The organism is Hafnia paralvei ATCC 29927, assembly GCF_001655005.1.
GTDB lineage: Bacteria > Pseudomonadota > Gammaproteobacteria > Enterobacterales > Enterobacteriaceae > Hafnia > Hafnia paralvei.
Window position 1 is genome coordinate 1 of the sequence record NZ_LXET01000028.1, and the last position, 17,985, is coordinate 17,985.

The 17,985-nt window shown below is 48.9% G+C and carries 19 protein-coding genes; 9 read left to right on the forward strand and 10 right to left on the reverse strand.

Annotation, left to right across the window (positions count from 1 at the left end; all coding sequences use genetic code 11):
* Positions 1-99: 99 nt before the first annotated feature.
* From M988_RS07670 to fliF, 6 genes are all read right to left on the reverse strand, one after another.
* Positions 100-1,443 carry a flagellar hook-length control protein FliK gene (locus M988_RS07670; protein ID WP_064573552.1) on the reverse strand — a complete coding sequence of 448 codons (1,344 nt, stop codon included), beginning with the start codon at positions 1,441-1,443 and terminating at the stop codon, positions 100-102.
* On the reverse strand, positions 1,440-1,880 hold the full coding sequence (gene fliJ / locus M988_RS07675; protein WP_064573554.1) for a flagellar export protein FliJ: 441 nt from the start codon (positions 1,878-1,880) through the stop codon (positions 1,440-1,442). The genes M988_RS07670 and fliJ overlap by 4 nt, the downstream gene beginning before the upstream one ends.
* A gap of 194 nt (positions 1,881-2,074) precedes the next feature.
* Positions 2,075-3,436: a flagellar protein export ATPase FliI gene (gene fliI, locus M988_RS07680; protein WP_064573556.1), complete on the reverse strand. Its 1,362-nt coding sequence runs from the start codon at positions 3,434-3,436 to the stop codon at positions 2,075-2,077.
* Positions 3,433-4,194 (reverse strand): flagellar assembly protein FliH, encoded by a 762-nt coding sequence (fliH, locus tag M988_RS07685; protein ID WP_064573558.1) that lies wholly within the window; start codon positions 4,192-4,194, stop codon positions 3,433-3,435. Before fliH ends, fliI begins: the two co-directional genes overlap by 4 nt.
* On the reverse strand, positions 4,187-5,179 hold the full coding sequence (fliG, locus tag M988_RS07690; protein WP_064573560.1) for a flagellar motor switch protein FliG: 993 nt from the start codon (positions 5,177-5,179) through the stop codon (positions 4,187-4,189). Before fliG ends, fliH begins: the two co-directional genes overlap by 8 nt.
* Positions 5,176-6,897 carry a flagellar basal-body MS-ring/collar protein FliF gene (gene fliF, locus M988_RS07695; protein WP_039186310.1) on the reverse strand — a complete coding sequence of 574 codons (1,722 nt, stop codon included), beginning with the start codon at positions 6,895-6,897 and terminating at the stop codon, positions 5,176-5,178. The genes fliG and fliF overlap by 4 nt, the downstream gene beginning before the upstream one ends.
* 285 nt (positions 6,898-7,182) lie before the next feature.
* Here fliF and fliE point away from each other — a divergent pair, with 285 nt between their 5' ends.
* The 4 genes from fliE to M988_RS07720 all read left to right on the forward strand — a co-directional run bounded on the left by fliE (position 7,183) and on the right by M988_RS07720 (position 9,669).
* A complete protein-coding gene (fliE, locus tag M988_RS07700; protein ID WP_004092852.1) occupies positions 7,183-7,497 on the forward strand; it encodes a flagellar hook-basal body complex protein FliE in 315 nt (104 codons plus the stop codon).
* 1,116 nt (positions 7,498-8,613) lie between these two features.
* Complete coding sequence (locus M988_RS07710; RefSeq protein WP_020303700.1) at positions 8,614-8,895, forward strand: hypothetical protein; 282 nt, start codon at positions 8,614-8,616, stop codon at positions 8,893-8,895.
* A gap of 142 nt (positions 8,896-9,037) precedes the next feature.
* A complete protein-coding gene (locus M988_RS07715; protein ID WP_008813831.1) occupies positions 9,038-9,250 on the forward strand; it encodes a hypothetical protein in 213 nt (70 codons plus the stop codon).
* Positions 9,251-9,387: 137 nt separating this feature from the next.
* A complete protein-coding gene (locus M988_RS07720) occupies positions 9,388-9,669 on the forward strand; it encodes a hypothetical protein (RefSeq protein ID WP_008813830.1) in 282 nt (93 codons plus the stop codon).
* Between the two features lie 279 nt (positions 9,670-9,948).
* Here the strand turns inward: M988_RS07720 and M988_RS07725 are convergent, their stop codons facing one another.
* Positions 9,949-10,611: a DUF3313 domain-containing protein gene (locus M988_RS07725; protein ID WP_064573564.1), complete on the reverse strand. Its 663-nt coding sequence runs from the start codon at positions 10,609-10,611 to the stop codon at positions 9,949-9,951.
* Positions 10,612-10,887: 276 nt separating this feature from the next.
* Here M988_RS07725 and M988_RS22340 point away from each other — a divergent pair, with 276 nt between their 5' ends.
* A complete protein-coding gene (locus tag M988_RS22340; protein WP_008813828.1) occupies positions 10,888-11,160 on the forward strand; it encodes a putative hemolysin in 273 nt (90 codons plus the stop codon).
* A gap of 223 nt (positions 11,161-11,383) precedes the next feature.
* On the opposite strand, the gene fliT is transcribed toward M988_RS22340, so the two are convergent.
* The 3 genes from fliT to fliD are packed head-to-tail and all read right to left on the reverse strand — an operon-like array spanning position 11,384 to position 13,595.
* Complete coding sequence (gene fliT, locus M988_RS07730) at positions 11,384-11,746, reverse strand: flagella biosynthesis regulatory protein FliT (protein ID WP_008813827.1); 363 nt, start codon at positions 11,744-11,746, stop codon at positions 11,384-11,386.
* Complete coding sequence (gene fliS / locus M988_RS07735; protein WP_004092864.1) at positions 11,746-12,159, reverse strand: flagellar export chaperone FliS; 414 nt, start codon at positions 12,157-12,159, stop codon at positions 11,746-11,748. Before fliS ends, fliT begins: the two co-directional genes overlap by 1 nt.
* Positions 12,160-12,176: 17 nt before the next feature.
* Entirely contained in the window at positions 12,177-13,595 is a 1,419-nt protein-coding gene (fliD, locus tag M988_RS07740) for a flagellar filament capping protein FliD (RefSeq protein WP_064573566.1), read from the reverse strand.
* A 290-nt stretch (positions 13,596-13,885) separates the two neighbouring features.
* Here fliD and M988_RS07745 point away from each other — a divergent pair, with 290 nt between their 5' ends.
* The 4 genes from M988_RS07745 to tcyN all read left to right on the forward strand — a co-directional run bounded on the left by M988_RS07745 (position 13,886) and on the right by tcyN (position 17,623).
* Positions 13,886-15,169 (forward strand): flagellin FliC, encoded by a 1,284-nt coding sequence (locus tag M988_RS07745; RefSeq protein WP_064573572.1) that lies wholly within the window; start codon positions 13,886-13,888, stop codon positions 15,167-15,169.
* A gap of 196 nt (positions 15,170-15,365) precedes the next feature.
* Positions 15,366-16,088 carry an RNA polymerase sigma factor FliA gene (locus M988_RS07750; RefSeq protein WP_008813823.1) on the forward strand — a complete coding sequence of 241 codons (723 nt, stop codon included), beginning with the start codon at positions 15,366-15,368 and terminating at the stop codon, positions 16,086-16,088.
* A gap of 38 nt (positions 16,089-16,126) precedes the next feature.
* Complete coding sequence (gene fliZ, locus M988_RS07755) at positions 16,127-16,642, forward strand: flagella biosynthesis regulatory protein FliZ (protein WP_020303701.1); 516 nt, start codon at positions 16,127-16,129, stop codon at positions 16,640-16,642.
* Positions 16,643-16,840: 198 nt separating this feature from the next.
* Positions 16,841-17,623 carry an L-cystine ABC transporter ATP-binding protein TcyN gene (gene tcyN / locus M988_RS07760; RefSeq protein WP_008813822.1) on the forward strand — a complete coding sequence of 261 codons (783 nt, stop codon included), beginning with the start codon at positions 16,841-16,843 and terminating at the stop codon, positions 17,621-17,623.
* The last annotated feature ends 362 nt before the right edge of the window (positions 17,624-17,985 follow it).

Sequence of the window (17,985 nt, forward strand, 5' to 3'; positions counted from 1 at the left end):
GACTCGGACGCCTGCACGGAGTGCATGTCAGTTTCGGTACATTAGGCGTACGAAATTCACTCTGAACTCACATATCAGACGACCGGAACGCCACAGCGATTACACACTAATATCCACTCCCCCAACTCTCACCGATTTCGACGCAACGGCAGTTGCTATCACCGCGTCATCGTGGTTCTCGGATATGCTAAACACACCTGATGTCGCTTGACGATCGGCTGAGTTTTGCTGTGAACCGTTCCACTGTGGCTGAGCGTCACTGCCTACGCTGCTTTGTCCAAGCTGAATTCCGCTATCGGCTAGCGCCGTGCGGAGCTGAGGTAATGCGGCTTCAAGTGCCGCGCGTACCTGACTATGGCCAGAAGCCATATGCAGCTGTGCTTGGTTATCATCAATTCGTAGGCTGATTTGTAGCGTACCAAGATCTTGTGGATGTAACCGCAGCTCGGCGCTATGTTGGCCGTTTCGATTAAACATCATGATTTGTTGCCCCAGCGCTTGCTGCCATTCGCTGCTGCCTAGTTGCGCGTTTAATACCGGTGTGGGCAGCGGTGTGGTGGGGGCAGCTATCGTGTTGGTTATTACCGGGCTGCTAGCGGTGATATTGGTTAGCGCATGAGGCTGCGCGTGGGCTGGCTGCAAAGCGCTAGTCTCACTGTGCTGCGGCAGCGCATTTTCTGGCTGGGCGGCAAGCTTCAGCGGAATATCCGTTGCATTTGTCGGTACTGCTTTGGTTTCAACGGCAGACTTTAGCGCTGAAGGATCGACTTTTTTGCTTGATGCGGCGGTGATAGGCAACGAAAGTTGATGTTCGTCTAGCTCTGCATCTGGCTTGTCTGTTTTCAGCAGTAAGTGAAGATCTCGGCTAGCATCCTTTTTGTTTTCACCGGAAAGCAGGGTTAGGGCTGGTTCTGACGTATCCGTAACGGGGGTATCTGATAAGGCCTTGGGCAACGAATTTGGCAGCATGGCAAGCAGTGCGCTGATAGCCGCCTGTCCGGCTTGCTCGTTCTCTTTATCGGTCTCTTTGCCTGTGAGTGATTCGGTTAGCGCTTGCACGCTGCCATCGAGTGGCGCTTTACCTTTATCGTTCAGCGAAACATTAAGCGATGCCAACAGTTTTTGTTGCTGTTGAGGATCTAACTGAGCCAGTTGGCTCAATAGTTGCTGCGCGTCTTTGCCTTCTTCTGGCTGTGTCTTTGCCTGTTGCAGCGTTTTAGCCAGCGCGGCTTGCAAGGCTTTGAGATCGGTTTTTGCGGTTAACGCAGATCCTGTCTGCTTTGATGTATCCTGCGGTGTTTGGCGTCCTTTAGTTAACGTATGGGCCTGTGATAAAACGTCGGAAAACGGCGCCGCGCTTTCAGATTGGGCGTTAGCTCCAGCACTATTGGAGGGTGTTGCGGTATGATTTGCAGCCGTAACAACGAGCAATTGGGACGTCATGATTTTTCTCTCCTCATGGCGGCACGCTGGGCGTACTCATCCATCCGTTTTTGATCTTGTTTATTGAGCTGCATTTTTAGCTGCTGCTCCTGACGTTCATGCAGCGTACAAAATGCATTGAGACGCTGTTGTTTTTCCTGCCAGCAGCGGGTCGCTGTAACTAGCCGAACATTGCACTGATTAAGCTGAATTCGATGTTGATCAATCGCTTGATCCAAGGTGCGAATGAACTGCTGGTAATTTTGCCAACGGGAGGCATCCATACCGCCGCTCATTCCCTGATTCAGTTTCTGACGATATTCATCTTGATAATTCAGTAACATACTGAGCTGTTGCTCTGCATGCAGGTATGCTTGACGCGACTTTCCCAATGCGGTTGTCGCATCATCAACATCTTGCTGTGCAAGGTCACGTAGTGTGCTCATAGGTGAAGACATAATTACCTCCTATCTCAAGTGCGCCAGAGCCGAACTCACCGAGCGCGCAGAGACTCCTATTTATCCCCGTCATACTTGAAGTGGTATGTGCGGTGGCTGTATTTGTTCACTCTCGTAACAGCGTTATTGATGCTGTTTGGGGCGTATAAACAGCCCTCTTCGTACAACGCCCCGTTATTGGGTCATAAAATGTCCTACGCGGGGAACAACGCCTGTAGGCTTGAGCAGGCATCGGTGTAGCCGCTGCGCTCGAAGATCCCTTGTTGCAAAAACGCTTCTAAATGGGGATATAGCGTAATGGCCTGATCCAGCATAGGATCGGAGCCTTTAGCGTAAGCACCGACGCTGATGAGATCGCGGTTACGCTGATAGCTAGAAAGTAGCTGCTTAAACCGTCGAACTCGTGCGTAGTGATCGTCGCTAATCAGCGATGTCATGGCGCGACTGATTGAGGCTTCAATATCGATAGCTGGGTAGTGACCGGATTCGGCCAAACGGCGAGACAACACGATGTGGCCATCGAGAATCGCGCGTGCCGAGTCAGCGATAGGATCTTGCTGATCGTCGCCCTCAGTCAGCACAGTATAAAATGCGGTGATTGAGCCGCCACCGTGGGTGCCGTTGCCAGCGCGTTCAACCAGCGCCGGAAGTTTGGCGAACACCGACGGTGGATAGCCTTTGGTTGCGGGCGGTTCGCCGATAGCCAAGGCAATTTCACGTTGCGCCATCGCATAGCGGGTGAGGGAGTCCATAATCAGCAATACGTGCTGTCCACGATCGCGAAAATCTTCAGCAATGCGCGTAGCATAGGATGCTCCCTGCATACGGAGCAGCGGGGAAACATCGGCGGGCGCAGCGATAACCACTGAACGTTTGCGACCTTCATCACCGAGAATATTTTCGATGAAATCTTTGACTTCGCGGCCGCGTTCACCGATCAGCCCAACGACGATCACATCGGCTTGGGTATAGCGCGCCATCATGCCGAGCAGTACACTTTTCCCCACGCCTGAACCCGCGAACAGCCCCATGCGCTGACCGCGCCCAACGGTGAGCAGCGCATTAATCGCACGTACGCCAACGTCGAGCACGTCAACAATCGGCGTACGCTGTAATGGGTTGAACGGCATAGTGGTTAAACTGCCGACATCGGCTTCTTCCGGCGGGGGCAATCCGTCGAGTGGCTTGGCTCCGCCGTCTAACACGCGGCCTAATAGCATGGGTCCCAGCGGCAGTTGTTTGCCGCCGGACTGTAACCCGCCGCCTTGAGAACATACGCGCGCACCGGGAACAATGCCGTCGACGTCTTCAAGCGGCATCAAAAATAGCTGCTGCCCGTTAAAACCAACCACTTCAGCTTCGACCTGCTGGATTTTTACTCCATCATTACGCTCTATTAGACAGGTAGCGCCAATAGGGAGCTGAAGCCCACTGGCCTCGAGAACCAGTCCCGTCGCACGGGTCAGCCGCCCATAGCGTCTCGCAGATGGGATCTGCGGAATCCGCTTTTCAAAGGCATCTAAGGTGCTAAGCCAAGTATTGAGGCGTTGGGTCATAACGGCAGCTCCGGCGCGGCCAGTTTGCACAGTTCTTGCCAGCGAGTGGCGATGCTGGCATCGAGTTCACCGCCTTCGGCGCTTATTTTGCAGCCGCCGCGGTGTAGCTGGGTATCGGCGAGTAAACGCCATCCTTGTTGCTCTAACTGTACGCCGAGCTGTTGTTGAATAATCGGCAAATCTTGCGGATTCACACGCAGTTGTAAATTGCCGTTAAACAACGGTTCCTGATTAATGAGGTGCTGGATTTGCTGCAACACCGCGCTGGCGTCGCAGACCGGAGACTGGCCGATAATCTGTTTTGCGGCGGTGAGCGCCATTTGCATCAGCCGCGCGGCAATCACGTTATCCATCGCCTGTAGAGAACTTTGAAATTCTTGGGCGAGTTGACGCCAGTGGTCTAGCAGCGGTTGTTGCTCGGCTTGTGCCTGCTGTAATCCTTGCGAACGGCCTTCATTAAGCCCCTGCTGGAAGCCGGTATCGTACCCTTGTTTTTCGCCTTGTTGCAGGCCGTGCTGATAGCCTTGCATTTGGGCGTCTTCACGCAGTTGCTCAAGCTCGGCCTGAGCAATAACGGCGGGCGTTGATTCGGCCGCTGGCGGCAGCGGCTCCATCTTAAACGCGGGCATTTTGGGTTTGCGGGGCGCGGAAAAATCGCGCATTTCCCAACGTTGCCACTGCTGATTGGTTTCCTCAATGGTGGCTTTAGGGAAAACCGCTTTGCGGAATCCCTCTTTATTATTTGGAGGATTAGACATATGCGTCCTCGCCGCCGCCGATCATCACTTCGCCACTTTCGGCTAAACGACGTACGATCAGCAGAATCGCTTTTTGCTCGCTTTCTACCAGTGATAGACGAATAGGTCCACGGGTTGAGAGATCGTCGCGTAGAATATCTGCCGCACGCTGCGACATATTGCGCATAAACTTCTCGCGCAGCGCTTCGTTGGCCCCCTTGAGGGCGATGAGCAGAGATTCGGACTCCACTTCCTGCAAAATGCGCTGGATGCTGCGATCGTCGACATCGACCAGATTTTCGAACAGGAACATCTCATCAATGATTTTTTGTGCCAGCTCACCGTCGTAGGTGCGCATGGCTTCAATGACAGACTCTTCTTGTTGGGTTTTCATCAGGTTGATAATTTCAGCCGCGGTGCGAATACCCCCCATTTTGCTGCGTTTGAGATTTTGTCCGTCGAGCAAACCGTTAAGGACTTCAGTCAGCTCTTGCAGGGCTGTAGGTTGAACACCGCCAAAGGTGGCGATGCGTAGCACCACATCGTTACGCTGGCGTTCGTCAAACTGCGCCAAAATATCGGCTGCCTGCGCACGCTTTAAGTGCACCAGAATAGTGGCGATAATCTGCGGATGTTCGTCGCGGATAATATCGGCGGCGGCCTGCGGCTCCATAAAGTTAAGCGTTTCAATACCGCTGGCGGTTTCACGTGACTCGAGAATGTCCTCTAGCAGGCTGGAAGCGCGCTCTTCGCCTAGCGCTTTGACCAGCACCGAACGTAGGTAGTCGCTGGCGTTAACGCTGAGCGCTTCATACTGCTCGGCCTCGTCTTGTAACTCATTGAGCACTTCGCCCAGTTGCTGATGAGAAACCTGACTCATGGTGGCCATGGTGGTGCTGAGGTGCTGCACTTCGCGAGTGGAGAGGTGTTTGAACACCTCTGCCGCACGGTCTTCACCGATAGTCATCAACAAAATTGCACTTTTTTCAGTCGCGGTCATGGTCATTGTTCGTTACTCATCCATTGGCGAATTACCAGAGCGACCACTCTAGGGTCTTGCTCAGCCATATCACGTACGCGCTGTGCCTGCTGTTCAGCCGTGGCGCGTTGTTGCGATTTACGACGATTCTGTATTTCTTCATTACTTGGTTTCGCAGGCTGAACCGGCGTGGTCACTATTGGCGTTGGTTCAACACGGCGAGCAGGCTGCGCGTTCGCCAACTGTTTGTTCAGCAGTGGCTTAACCAGTTTGCGCCACAGGATGAAGGCCACAATCAGTACCAGCAGATAACGGCCAAGAGTCATCAGCAGATCAAAGAAGCTGGATTGCTGCCAGAATGGCACATCACCACTTTCTTCTGCGCTAGTAGTGAATGGCGTATTCACCACATTGAGCGTATCGCCTCGGGTTGCAGAGAAGCCCATGGCCTCACGCACCAATGCGGTCACTTGCTCCAGTTGTTGCGGCGTTAATGGAATACTTTTCCCGCTGGCGTTGGTGGCGTAATTAACGACCACGGCAACCGACAGGCGATCGACGTTCCCCGCTTTTTGCTGGGTGTGACGAATCGTGCGGTCAACTTCATAGTTGATAGTTTCATCGCGGCGAGCGTTCGATGCAGAACTGCTGCGGCGTCCATTAGTATCAATGGTAGACGACGCTGGCCGCTGTGCATTGGCTGTATTGGCGTTGGCGCCACCGGCCTGTGGTGGATTAGTGATGTTACCCGTCGCTGCTGGGGCAGGTTGATTGGTTAATGCCCCAGGGACACCACCGGATAACTGTCCGCCGGACTGCGAGCTGTCGCTGAGTTGCTGACTACGTACCGCGGCTTGATTAGGAGCCTGATTCGGCTTGTATTCTTCGTCGGTCTGTTCACGTACGGCATTATCTATCTGTGCGGTGACCTGCGCGTGCACGTTACCATTGCCAACCATGGGCTGAAGAATGGCTTCAATACGGCGCTGAATACGGCTTTCAACTTCGTTGGCGTATTTAAGCTGGGTCGCGTTTAAGTCGCGTCCGGTGCCATCAGACTGGGTCAGCAGGTGACCGCCTTGATCGACAACGGTGACGTTCCCTGCGGGAAGACCGGCAACGCTGCTAGAAACCATATACACGATGGCGTTGATTTGTCCTTCATCTAGCGCACGCCCCGGTTGTAGATTTAAGGTCACGGAGGCGGAAGGCTGTTTTTGCTCGCGTACAAACAGAGACGGCTTAGGTAAGGCTAAATGTACGCGCGCAGTTTGTACTGGTCCGAGTGTTTCAATAGTTCGAGAGAGTTCGCCTTCCAGCGCGCGTTGGTAGTTGATTTGTTCGCTGAATTGGCTGATACCAAACTTTTCTTGGTCTAACAGCTCAAAACCTACCGCTCCACCTTTCGGTAAGCCCTGCTGCGCCAAGCGCAAGCGGGTTTCATGTACCTTATCGGCCGGAATTAACAGTGCAGTGCCGTTATCCGCAAAGCGATAGGGGATGTTCATCTGGGTGAGTTGGGTGACGATAGCGCCACCGTCGCGATCGCTGATATTGCTATACAGCACGCGATAGTCTGGTGATTTTGCCCACAGAGCGAGCACGGCGACAACCGCGATCGCAATCGCTCCGGCGATGAGCAATGGAATTTTTGGGTTAGCACGTAGACGATTCACTAGGGTAGCGAAACCGCCATCTCCGCTTTTTGCTGTGGTGCCCGCGGTACCGTTGGCTGAAGCGTTCATGTGCTTACCTTGTCTTTCAGTTGAGCCGGGAAATAACCCCGGAATAAATTAATGTCTTGCAAAACGGACTCCCTGACGCGCTATCAGCGAAATGTATTCAATCAGAGCCTTTTCTTGGAAGGTCTGCGGCTTACAAAAGTAGGCAGGGTATTATTCTGCGGGGAGGGGAAATTTGATGGGAGAATAAGGCCCTATTTTTGCGTCTATTTAGCGGCTTTACTCTTTGACCTCTATGGTAGGGTGATGCGCTATGGGTAAAAGTGATTAATCAAGAGGGTATCGGCAGTGGCGATAGTCGGAATTGAAGGCGTACTTCAGCAGTTACAGGCAACCGCAGTTTCAGCAGCCAATCGTAGTCAAAATAGCGAAGCACCGCAGGGCGCATTTGCTGCGGAGCTCAAAGCGGCGGTTAACCGTATCAGCGAAACGCAAAATAACGCTCGTGTTCAGGCGCAGAATTTTGAGATGGGTGTTCCGGGCGTAGCGTTAAACGACGTGATGGTCGATTTGCAAAAATCCGGCATTTCGCTGCAGATGGGGATTCAGGTGCGTAATCGTCTGGTTGCCGCCTATCAAGATATTATGAATATGCAGGTTTAGCGTGGTGATACTATTGTTTTATAAAGAATTTATCTATTGCTAACTTTGCTATGGGGCATGGATGGGGCAAAGTCAGATAATGTCTGGTTCAGCATGGCTACTTGCTCGCTATTTGTTTCCTCCATCCAAGCTCCATAAACTTGATAAACCAGTTGTGCATTCATGATTTTTCTGGATAACCGCTGCGACGCCAGAAAACAACGCACAGTGGGCAAGTTCGTCTCATTGACGGCTATCCCCACCTAACCGGCTGGAAGGTCGGTATCAATTACACAATCCGCTTGGCTTTTTTCGTGGTCCGCATTCAGAGAAATCCAGAAGCACATATCCTTTTGATTTCATACAGCCTTCTACTTTTTTAGTTCTGGTATCGAGCTGCTCCATCGTCTCGCCTGCCTGCAGGCTGTTACGTCGGAACTTTTCATCCCATGAATTTAGCGAAAATTTCTTGTTAACTCCGCATTCGTATAGATCATCCCTGCGCTTCTGAACATCGGTGTGACCCATAGTTTGTGGCTTCTGGAACGTCTGAACATAGGGGAAGTAATCGTAATTACTTGAATCCAGATCTGCTACCACGCAGCCGGTTAACCCAATACAACAGATCAGACTGAGATTTCTTATCCCGTGCATCTTTTTAATCTCTTTAGAGTTAAGTATTAAACCTTTCCGTGGCCCTGTTTTCCCGAGCGTCCCTATTTATAGCACACAGCACCAGCCCTGCGGGGAGGTGAGAGACAATGCGAATATTCGGCTTGGTGACATATGTCGTCAATGACATGTCGATGAGCGAGTTTGATGATAACCCGTGTATTTAGCCAATGGGGCATATATAGGGCAAAAAATTACCGCAAAACACCTTAGAGCATAGTAATGCTTTTTGGTACTTTGCGGTAATGTGGTACCTAAACTTAAATATCATGTACATAACTACAATGCTGAATGCCCATACACTACATTATGAATATGCAGGTTTAGCGGAAATAGCACCAATATAATACCTTTGTAATACCGATCGTTTTCAACGATCAATATCGATTTATTGATCTATACAATCAATTTTAACCACACTCTTCATGCTGTTACCTTCTTCATTATTTATAAAAGGGATGCAGCGTGAGATTTTCTAACGGGGTGAAAATCCTTTGTTCCGCTTTGGGATTAGGTGTGGTGGTATGTCTTTTTATGCTGAACTGGGTGATAAGTGGCGGTGCAGAACGGCATCAGTTGGCGGTGTTTCAGCCGGATAAAAAGATGTTTACGTGCGAAGGCGATGGTCGTTTGGCCGATAAAGATACGCTGACCCTCATGCTTGGAGCCTCGCAAATTGGCTTATGCGTGAGTCAGATAAATCACGAACTTTGGGTTGTTCGCGAGATGGCGATACAGAAAAAGTAAAGCGATCTTACCCCCAGCAGCACTAAATTCAATTGTTAAGAAATCAACATATTGCACCTCTGATTTGATGATAAAATTCTTGCCTAGCAAGGTGTTATGTATATCAGTAAATTATTAATCAGATGAAAGGTATAGGGATTATATGAAGGCCAGCTATATTAGCTATTACGATGGACTGGATGAAAAGGGCAAAGTTGTTTTTCAGGGAAATGGTTCACATATTGTGAATTCTGAAACAGAAGAACCATCGCCACATGAAATGCTTGCCGCAATTAATCAATACCTGATTAAATCGGCTAAAGCCCATAACTCAGCGATAGCTCGTATTGTCATTAAAGGTTTGTTCAAACTGTAATCGACAAGTGTCATTGAGAGAATTTAAAGGCCACGTAAGTGGTCTTTTTTACGGGTATGACCCAGTATTCGTATTAATCCGGTTTATGCAAAAAAGAGTTGTGAGTATCATAAGAACAAATAACTAGAGAGGTTCTTATGAAAAAATACTATTTATTATTGGCTTTGCCGGCGGCCTTATTGGTGGGCTGTGTCAGCGCACCAAAAGGTTTTGTCAGACTTGACGATCATGCAGCCGATCAGGCGGTAATCTATCGCTACGATCCTGAGAAAGTTGACAAAGCGGCAATGGATGCCGATGCATTGAGTTATTGCAAAGAGAATGGCTTTGATCAAGCCACACAGATCCCTCCGCTGGCCAGCAGTATCCCAACGCTAAAACGTATGGCGTATACCTGTTCGTACGCAGTAAAAAAATAGCCCGTCTTTAGTGTGATCTTGGACGATTGCGTATTCAGTGAAATCGCTATATACTTATTTATATAGCGATGGCGAATCGTTCAGATTGCTCAATACCCATTGCTAATTGCTTCAAAACGTTTGTTTTCAAATTTCTAGTATGGTTTCCCGTGCCCTAGGTACGGGATTTTTTTGCCTGAAAAACAGAGTATTGCTGCTAATCCGCATAAAAAAGCCAGCTGTATGTGGCAGCTGGCTGGAGAATGCGTACTTAAATTTGAATGCTTATTTCACGTCAAACTATTTCACGTCGAACATGGTGGCGTCGGTGGCCATATTGTCGATGACGGCTTTCAGATCATCCACGGTTAATAGCTGATTCGAGTTAGAAAGCTGTTTACCTGAACTTTTACGAACTACTTTTAACACGGGTTTGTTAGTTTGGGAGTCGATAAGCTCACCTTCGAAGAACAGGTTAGTGTCCATGGTACGGTGTCCTGTCGCGGCTTGTGTACCCGCAACCACCATAGCGATAGGGATCACTTCGTAGAACTGTAAACCTTCTTTACTGGTATCAACCGCCGTTATCGCTCCACGGAAAATCAGCGTCCTCGGTCCCGGCTGCGTCACCAGAGTGGAGCGCTGAGCTGCGGCAGATTTCAGCTTGGTATTTGTGTAGTTAAGCACACCTTCTAAGACGTTTTTACCGATCTGAGTTGTTGGTTTAGGTTCTGGATAGTAAGTCACAGGGTTATAGATCAGTTTATCGTAGTGACTGCTTTTGAAACTGGGATCAACCCAACGCAAAACGGGTAAACCAGACGCTGATTTGGTTTCTGTCAGGTTAGAGTAGTCTTTTAAAAAACCAGAATACTGCTCGGGAGTTGCTGTTTTTGTTGCACAACCGGCCAGAGCCAGCGCGCCGATCAACAGCGCAGTTTTGAGATTACGAAGCGTAGCCATAGTTCCTTATCCAAATGAGAGAGGTGCAAGCTAAGATATATCAGAATCCTATTGGTTTACCTATAAAATCATTAGCATTGTGGTACTAATTTAACTATTTTTAATCAATGAATAATTTTTAGTGATGTGATTAGTGTTTTTATTGATTGATTTTATAAAAAACGGATGAAAACGTCTGAACGCTGAGTAGATAATACCTTGTAATAAATAGGAGTAATTACCTATATTGGGCGTTAAGACCGTCTATAATATTTATTTTTATGTTGGGAATACTTGATGAAATTACACACGCTGTTGCTCGTAGGATTGGGAGGATTGGTTATGGCAGGCTGTCATTCTGGACACAAGGATCCAGAAACTTCTTCAGATAGGCAAACGGTGCCGGTAGAGAAGACGATCGGCATGGCTAACCCAGCCTCTGTCTATTGCTTAACCTTGGGGGGTAAAGAAATCAATATCACAACAGACCTCGGTGTGCATACCGATTGCTTGCTACCTAGTGGTGAGAGAATAGACGAATGGACACTATACAGACGTGACCATTCCTAATTAATTCTCATGGAATATTATTGGTGTTAGAAAAGTAATATATTAGCGCGTATTGAACGCATTATTACTGAAAAATTTATTATTAATTATGATAGCCATAGGGACATGGCAGGGCCAATCTTTAAAATACCTATAATTTAAAAGTGTTATTATTGAATTAAATTTCTAATAAAAATAGAGACTGGGACAATGTATTAAACTGGTGTTGTTTAAATATAAAAAATTAAAGTAAATCGTTGGGGTAACCTTCATTATCGGAAAACTGCCCATAAGTGTGAGTCACGGCCTGTTGGCGTGAGGTTTTGCCGATGATTTGGCTCAGCTCATCCATTCTCGCTTGTAGCAGGCGTTTAATTTCAGCTTCGTTATCCAGAATTTTAGCCAACACTCTGCGCAGCTCGGTTTGCATCGCTGAATCAACCTCGGAAATAGGCATGAGCTCAGTGGTTTTTGCCACTGCTTGGAGATACTCCATCTCCAATTTTACCAGCGAGTCCCATTCAGAGCGCTTAGCGAGATCGAGCATACTTTCGCTGATGGAAAGGATGTTCCGGTACGCATGTGACAAAGGCTGTATTCCATACATTATAAGTGGTCCTGCTGATTAAGTTGTGATTGTGGGCCGATCTGACGCCACGCATCGGCAATATTGTCTAACAGGTCCGTGACATGCTGGATTGTCGCTTCATCATTATGAAGATTAGCATGTAATAGCCGTTTCACCATATAGTCATACAGCGCGGCTAAGTTTTCTGCAAGCTCTCCGCCTTTTTCCAGATTGAGACCCGCTTTTAACCCATTATCAATAATATTGATGGCTTTGGTGATTGACTGACCCTTGAGCTGGGTTTGCCCCGCCTGCATATGCAGGCGGGCACGGATTAGGGCGCTATGCGCCCCGTCAAATAACATGACAATAAGCTGGTGTGGGCTGGCGCTCATCACGCCGCTTTCTAATCCCACATCAGCGTAGGCCTGTGAGCCCGTCGCTTTATACATGATGCTTGTTACCTATCTTATGAGTTCATGGCGGTGAATTGTTGTGTGAGGTACGAACTGGTACTGTTGAGCTTGGACATCATGGTATCCAGTTGTACAAACTGCGCTTTATAGCGGTCGATAGTTTCTTGAATACTGTCGCTCACGCTATCGATACGTACACTCAGACGATCTAGGTTGGTATTGATACTTTTGGTTGTTGATTCGATCACGCCGCCGGCCTTGATATAACTTTGAATTTCATTGTGAATATTGGTTGCCATACCGCTATCCGTCCCGTTGCCAACAAAGAAGTTGGCCACTTGGTCTGGATGGTCAGTGAAAGCTTTGGTGAGTTTGTCACTGTCTACGGTCAATTTGCCGGTTTTACCGTCAGTAGTGATCCCCAAATTGCCTAGACCTTTCAGTTCAGGGTTATCCTGAGCCGAGCTTAAGGCGCCTTTAATTGCAGCCTGAACACCGCGCAGGGTGTTATCACCTAACAAAGCACCGTTGGTTTTTGACTGTGCCTCACCGGTTTTTACTGGGGTGTATTTAGTCAGAGATGTAAAGGTATCAAGTAGGGAGTTATAGCTATCTACCCAGCTTTTTATCTTATCCATCGCACCAGAGTTGTCCGCGCTTAGAATCAGGTTCTGCGGCTCGCCGTCTTTAGTTTTGGCTTTCAACTCAATGGTGGTGCCCTGTGGCGCATCGGTAATGGTATTGCTGCTACGCACAATTTCTGTGCCATTCATGGTGATAATGGCGTCTTTAGCTTCTACCGTTTGTTTCATGGCCGTGGGTGAGCTTGATGGCGCGCTTGGGTCATAGTTCAGGTATTCACCCAATTGGTCATCGCCGTTCACTTTAACCGTCATTTGGTTAGCGGAACCGGTTGAGGAAGACGTTAATGCTAACTGGTAGCTGCTATCACCTACGCGCACGATACTGGCCGTAACGCCTGCTTTCGCGCCATTAATCGCATCGCGCATTTCTAGGAGTGAGGTCTGATCATCACTCAAAGGAATTTGAGTTGTTTTAGGGGGCGTCCCCTGAGTCAGGGTAATAGAGCGGCCGCTAGCACCTGAGGTACCGAGCTGTGCAGACTGATCGGTAACCACTTTCTGCGTGGTTAAGCTTTGTGCCTGAGCCAGCTGTTTGACTTCAACGCTGTAGTTACCAGCAACCGCCTTTGCGTTGGTCGTTACAGTAAACTGATCGTGCGTCGATGCCTTGGTGGTATTAAAGAAGTCGGCTTTTGCCAGATCTTTACTCAGGTTATCAAACTTCTCCAACGAGCTTTTCAGCGTGCCGTAGGCGGTCAGCTGTGCCTTGTAGCTGGTTTGCTGAGTGGTATAAGGCGTTAAACGCTGTTGTTCCGCCGTAGATAATTTATCAAGTAAGCCATTTAAGTCGAGACCAGAGCCGATCCCTAAAGAAGAAATAGATGCCATCGGTATTTTCCTTTTAATAATTTACTGCGCTTTACGCGTTATCGGCTCGGTAGGAAAAAAGTTTACGAAATAAATATAAAAAGTGATGGGACGATAGAAGGCGTAAAGAGGGCCTTATTTAGGCGATTGTCTGTGCGGAGAATTTTCAGGAAAAATAATTAAAAAATTTCCTAAAGGTTAATTGGGGAGCGCCGATACCTGTGTGGACGGTGGCTGACGCCGTAGGGCAATCAGGCCCGACCCATTAACTAGATGCGTATATCGCAGCTGATTCGAAAGGAAAGCTCACTATGGCACAAGTAATTAATACCAACAGCCTGTCTTTGATGGCGCAGAACAACCTGAACAAATCTCAGTCTTCACTGGGTACCGCTATTGAGCGTCTGTCTTCTGGTCTGCGTATCAACAGCGCGAAAGACGATGCTGCGGGTCAGGCGATTTCTAACCGCTTTACAGCGAACATCAAAGGCCTGACTCAGGCTTCTCGTAACGCCAACGATGGTATCTCTCTGGCGCAGACCACCGAAGGTGCTCTGAACGAAGTGAATGACAACCTGCAAAATATTCGTCGTTTAGCTGTGCAGGCGCAAAATGGGTCTAACTCTGATAGCGACCTGAAATCCATTCAGGACGAAATTACCCAGCGTTTATCTGAAATTGACCGTATCTCGTCACAAACAGATTTCAACGGCGTTAAAGTGCTGAGTAAAGACCAGTCGTTGACTATTCAGGTTGGGGCGAACGATGGTGAAACTATCAGTATTGATTTAAAAAATGTGAATAAAGATACGCTGAAGTTAGGTGACTTTGATGTCAGCGATACTTTGAATAAAGTTGGTGCTAAAGTTACTAGCATCCCTGGTGTAGCAACAACTATAACTCCGACAATGGGCGTTGAGTCAGGTACTGCTCCTACAGGTACAAACACTCTTGTTCAGTATGATGCTGGTGGCGGTAACACTAAATATGCTGTTAAAAATGCTGATGGTGGTACTAATACTTACTATGAAGTGTCATTAGATGCCACAGGTAAAGCTAATATCAATTATGACACTGCGCCAAAAATAACGGGTAAAGCTGATGGTGATTTCAGTGCTCCAGTTGCAATTAACAAGCCTGCAGGAGATGCGGTTACTGTTAAAGGACTAGCTTCAGGTGAAGAGCTGCACAAATTTAACGATGGCAGTGGTACTGATAAATATATCGTTAAGACGACAGATGCTGCAGGAAAAACAATTTATAAAGATGCAACTGTTGCTGCGGACGGTACAGTTAGTGCTACAACTGAAAACACAAATGTTATTAACCCATTGAAACAGCTTGATGATGCTCTGTCTCAGGTCGACGGCCTGCGTTCATCTCTGGGTGCGGTACAGAACCGTTTCGATTCTGTTATCAACAACCTGAACAGCACCGTAAACAACCTGACTGCTTCCCAGTCTCGTATTCAGGATGCTGACTACGCGACCGAAGTGTCTAACATGAGCCGTGCAAACATTCTGCAACAGGCGGGTACTTCTGTGTTGGCTCAGGCTAACCAGTCTACTCAGAACGTACTGACTCTGCTGCGTTAATACTTCGCCAGCATTTCAGCTAACCCCGCTGCGGCGGGGTTTTTTACATAAACCACCTGATGAATAACTGAGCAAACTTCTATTGCGGAAAAAGCAACGTGAGAAAAGGGGGCATTTTTGCTGACTAATCGCGCCATTGGCTTTGGCGTGAGAGTTAGATAATAGCCGGGCATCCATCAACCCGGGTTCTGTCAACGTGAGTGAATTGTATACCGCCGACGGCGTGATCGACAAAAATTCCCTGTGGCAGCGCTACGCTCCGCTAGTGCGCCATGAAGCGCTGCGTTTGCAGGTTCGCCTGCCCGCGAGCGTTGAACTGGACGACCTGCTTCAGGCTGGAGGTATCGGGCTGTTGCACGCGGTCGAACGCTACGATGCCATGCAGGGGACGGCTTTTACCACCTATGCGGTTCAGCGCATTCGCGGCGCGATGCTCGATGAGCTACGCAGCCGAGATTGGGTTCCGCGCAGCGTGCGTCGAAATGCCCGTGAAGTTTCAGCGGCTATGCAGCGAGCAGAACAGCGCCTGCATCGCGCACCGACAGAAACCGAAATTGCCCAAGAGTTAGATATGCCACTGGTTGAGTATCAGCAGATTTTGCTGGATACCAACACCAGCCATCTTTTTTCTTACGATGAATGGCGAGAAGAGCATGGCGATAGCGCCGAGCCGGTATTTCAGCAGCATGAGGATGCCAATCCTCTCAAACAGCTGTTGGAAGGAGATCTGCGCCAGCGCGTGATCGCCGCCATCGAAGCCTTGCCGGAACGTGAAAAATTGGTTCTGACCCTCTATTACCAAGAGGAGCTAAACCTGAAGGAAATCGGCGCCGTGCTTGAGGTCGGAGAATCTCGGGTGAGCCAGCTGCATAGTCAGGCGATAAAACGTCTACGTACCAAGCTGGCCAGCCAAAGCTAATGTGTCACCAGTTATTCGATAAAATGGAGCATGTTGCCATGACAGCATCCCAACAGAAAAGACGGCCTCTGAGTCGCTATTTGAAAGATTTTAAACACAGCCAGTGTGATTGCTCTCATTGTGGTAAATCGCTCGATCGCATGTCTCTGGTGTTTCGTGGGAAAATTCTCGATCGCGAAACGCTTGCTGGGATGGATCAACTGATTGACGACAGAGTTTGGCAAGAACTGGAAAAAGAGCTAACGGCATTGTGTCGTTTTTGTAGTGACGTGTACTGCCATTGCAAAGCGGATTACTTCGATATTCTCGAGTTTAAACAATATCTGTTTGAACAAACGGAAATGAGCCATAGCTCCATCCGTGAATATATTGTCCGCCTGCGCCGCTTAGACGATATGTTAAGAGCGAGCGATTTCCCCGACGAAAAGTTTTGCGGCAGTGAGCAACAGTGGGATCTGATCGAGAACATGACCGACGCGAATCAAAATAACTATCGCATCGCGCTACGGAAATACGATCAGTATCTTAGTTGGCAAAAAACAGCGGTCTGCTGATTAAGCCTCAGTATGAAAAGCCATCGTTACGATGGCTTTTTTGTGTCTTATTCTATATCAGTCTAACCATATTCCTGCAAAATTTTTTATTCCCTGTCCTGAGTTGCTAAAGTTGCCGTTATATTGGGTGACGCGCCGTGTACGCGGCGTTGCATCTGCACAGTATCGATTTTAGACGTATCCGTTTGGGAGCCCACAGTGAGCACTATTGAAGTAAAAAATCTGACGAAATCCTTTAACGGAAACACCGTGCTGCACGGCGTCGATCTCACGGTTGAGAAGGGTGAGGTGGTAGCCATCATTGGGCCAAGTGGTTCTGGTAAAACCACGTTGCTGCGTAGCATCAATTTGCTCGAGGAGCCTGACGGCGGCACGATTCAGGTTGGCGATGTCACTATCGACGGCGGCCAGCCGCTGAGCCGACAAAAAACGGCGATTAGAAAACTGCGTCAGGAAGTGGGTTTTGTCTTCCAGAACTTTAATTTATTCCCGCACCGTACCGTGTTGGAAAACATTATCGAAGGGCCGGTTATCGTTAAAGGCGAAAAGCGAGAGGTGGTGATTGCCCGAGCGCGTGAACTGCTGGCAAAAGTTGGCTTAAAGGGCAAAGAGGACGCGTTTCCAAAACGCCTGTCCGGTGGTCAGCAACAGCGCGTGGCTATTGCTCGAGCATTAGCGATGCAGCCGGAAGTCATCCTGTTTGATGAACCCACTTCGGCGCTGGACCCTGAACTGGTGGGTGAGGTACTAAGCACTATCCGTGCGCTGGCAGAAGAAAACCGCACCATGGTGATCGTCACTCATGAAATGAGCTTTGCTCGCGACGTTGCCAACCGTGCCATTTTTATGGATGAAGGGCGAATTGTAGAACAGGGCGCCGCCAAAGAACTGTTTGCCAATCCACAGCACCCAAGAACTAAGCTGTTTTTGGAGAAGTTTTTGGGCGAGAAGCTGGTGGATGAGCCGCTGAGTTATATTTGAGGGGGGGATGCCTGTTATTTAGGTTGATACGATGGAATATTCCGCCTGCCCGTACGCTTTTATCTGAGATGCTATTTCCGTATGGGATTGCGGTGAATTGTTTCGTTCGCCGGCCAGCACATGCGTTTCCATGGCACCGCTGGCGAAGGCGACCGATGAGGGGCGCCAGCGCGCGCCCCTTCAATCCTCGCGCTTTTTATCCGAGACGCCATTTCCGCTCCGGTTTGGTATCGCCCATCCAGGGCGCCCCAAACTCCGCCGATACATCCCTGTATCGGCGGCTCTCCCTGCCAAGACTTAAACAATTAAACAGACAAAAACAGAGCGTGTTTTTGTCTGTTGACGTTGACCTTTTCCGGCAC

What these genes read in the sequence shown, in the direction of transcription:
- fliI (WP_064573556.1), bottom strand. Translation starts at nt 3,436, where the DNA reads ATGACCCAACGCCTCAATACTTGGCTTAGCACCTTAGATGCCTTTGAA.
- fliG (WP_064573560.1), bottom strand. Translation starts at nt 5,179, where the DNA reads ATGACCATGACCGCGACTGAAAAAAGTGCAATTTTGTTGATGACTATC.
- M988_RS07725 (WP_064573564.1), bottom strand. Translation starts at nt 10,611, where the DNA reads ATGGCTACGCTTCGTAATCTCAAAACTGCGCTGTTGATCGGCGCGCTG.
- M988_RS07720 (WP_008813830.1), top strand. Translation starts at nt 9,388, where the DNA reads ATGAAAAAATACTATTTATTATTGGCTTTGCCGGCGGCCTTATTGGTG.
- M988_RS07715 (WP_008813831.1), top strand. Translation starts at nt 9,038, where the DNA reads ATGAAGGCCAGCTATATTAGCTATTACGATGGACTGGATGAAAAGGGC.
- M988_RS07745 (WP_064573572.1), top strand. Translation starts at nt 13,886, where the DNA reads ATGGCACAAGTAATTAATACCAACAGCCTGTCTTTGATGGCGCAGAAC.
- fliT (WP_008813827.1), bottom strand. Translation starts at nt 11,746, where the DNA reads ATGTATGGAATACAGCCTTTGTCACATGCGTACCGGAACATCCTTTCC.
- M988_RS22340 (WP_008813828.1), top strand. Translation starts at nt 10,888, where the DNA reads ATGAAATTACACACGCTGTTGCTCGTAGGATTGGGAGGATTGGTTATG.
- fliS (WP_004092864.1), bottom strand. Translation starts at nt 12,159, where the DNA reads ATGTATAAAGCGACGGGCTCACAGGCCTACGCTGATGTGGGATTAGAA.
- fliJ (WP_064573554.1), bottom strand. Translation starts at nt 1,880, where the DNA reads ATGTCTTCACCTATGAGCACACTACGTGACCTTGCACAGCAAGATGTT.
- fliH (WP_064573558.1), bottom strand. Translation starts at nt 4,194, where the DNA reads ATGTCTAATCCTCCAAATAATAAAGAGGGATTCCGCAAAGCGGTTTTC.
- fliZ (WP_020303701.1), top strand. Translation starts at nt 16,127, where the DNA reads ATGACAGCATCCCAACAGAAAAGACGGCCTCTGAGTCGCTATTTGAAA.
- M988_RS07670 (WP_064573552.1), bottom strand. Translation starts at nt 1,443, where the DNA reads ATGACGTCCCAATTGCTCGTTGTTACGGCTGCAAATCATACCGCAACA.
- fliD (WP_064573566.1), bottom strand. Translation starts at nt 13,595, where the DNA reads ATGGCATCTATTTCTTCTTTAGGGATCGGCTCTGGTCTCGACTTAAAT.
- fliF (WP_039186310.1), bottom strand. Translation starts at nt 6,897, where the DNA reads ATGAACGCTTCAGCCAACGGTACCGCGGGCACCACAGCAAAAAGCGGA.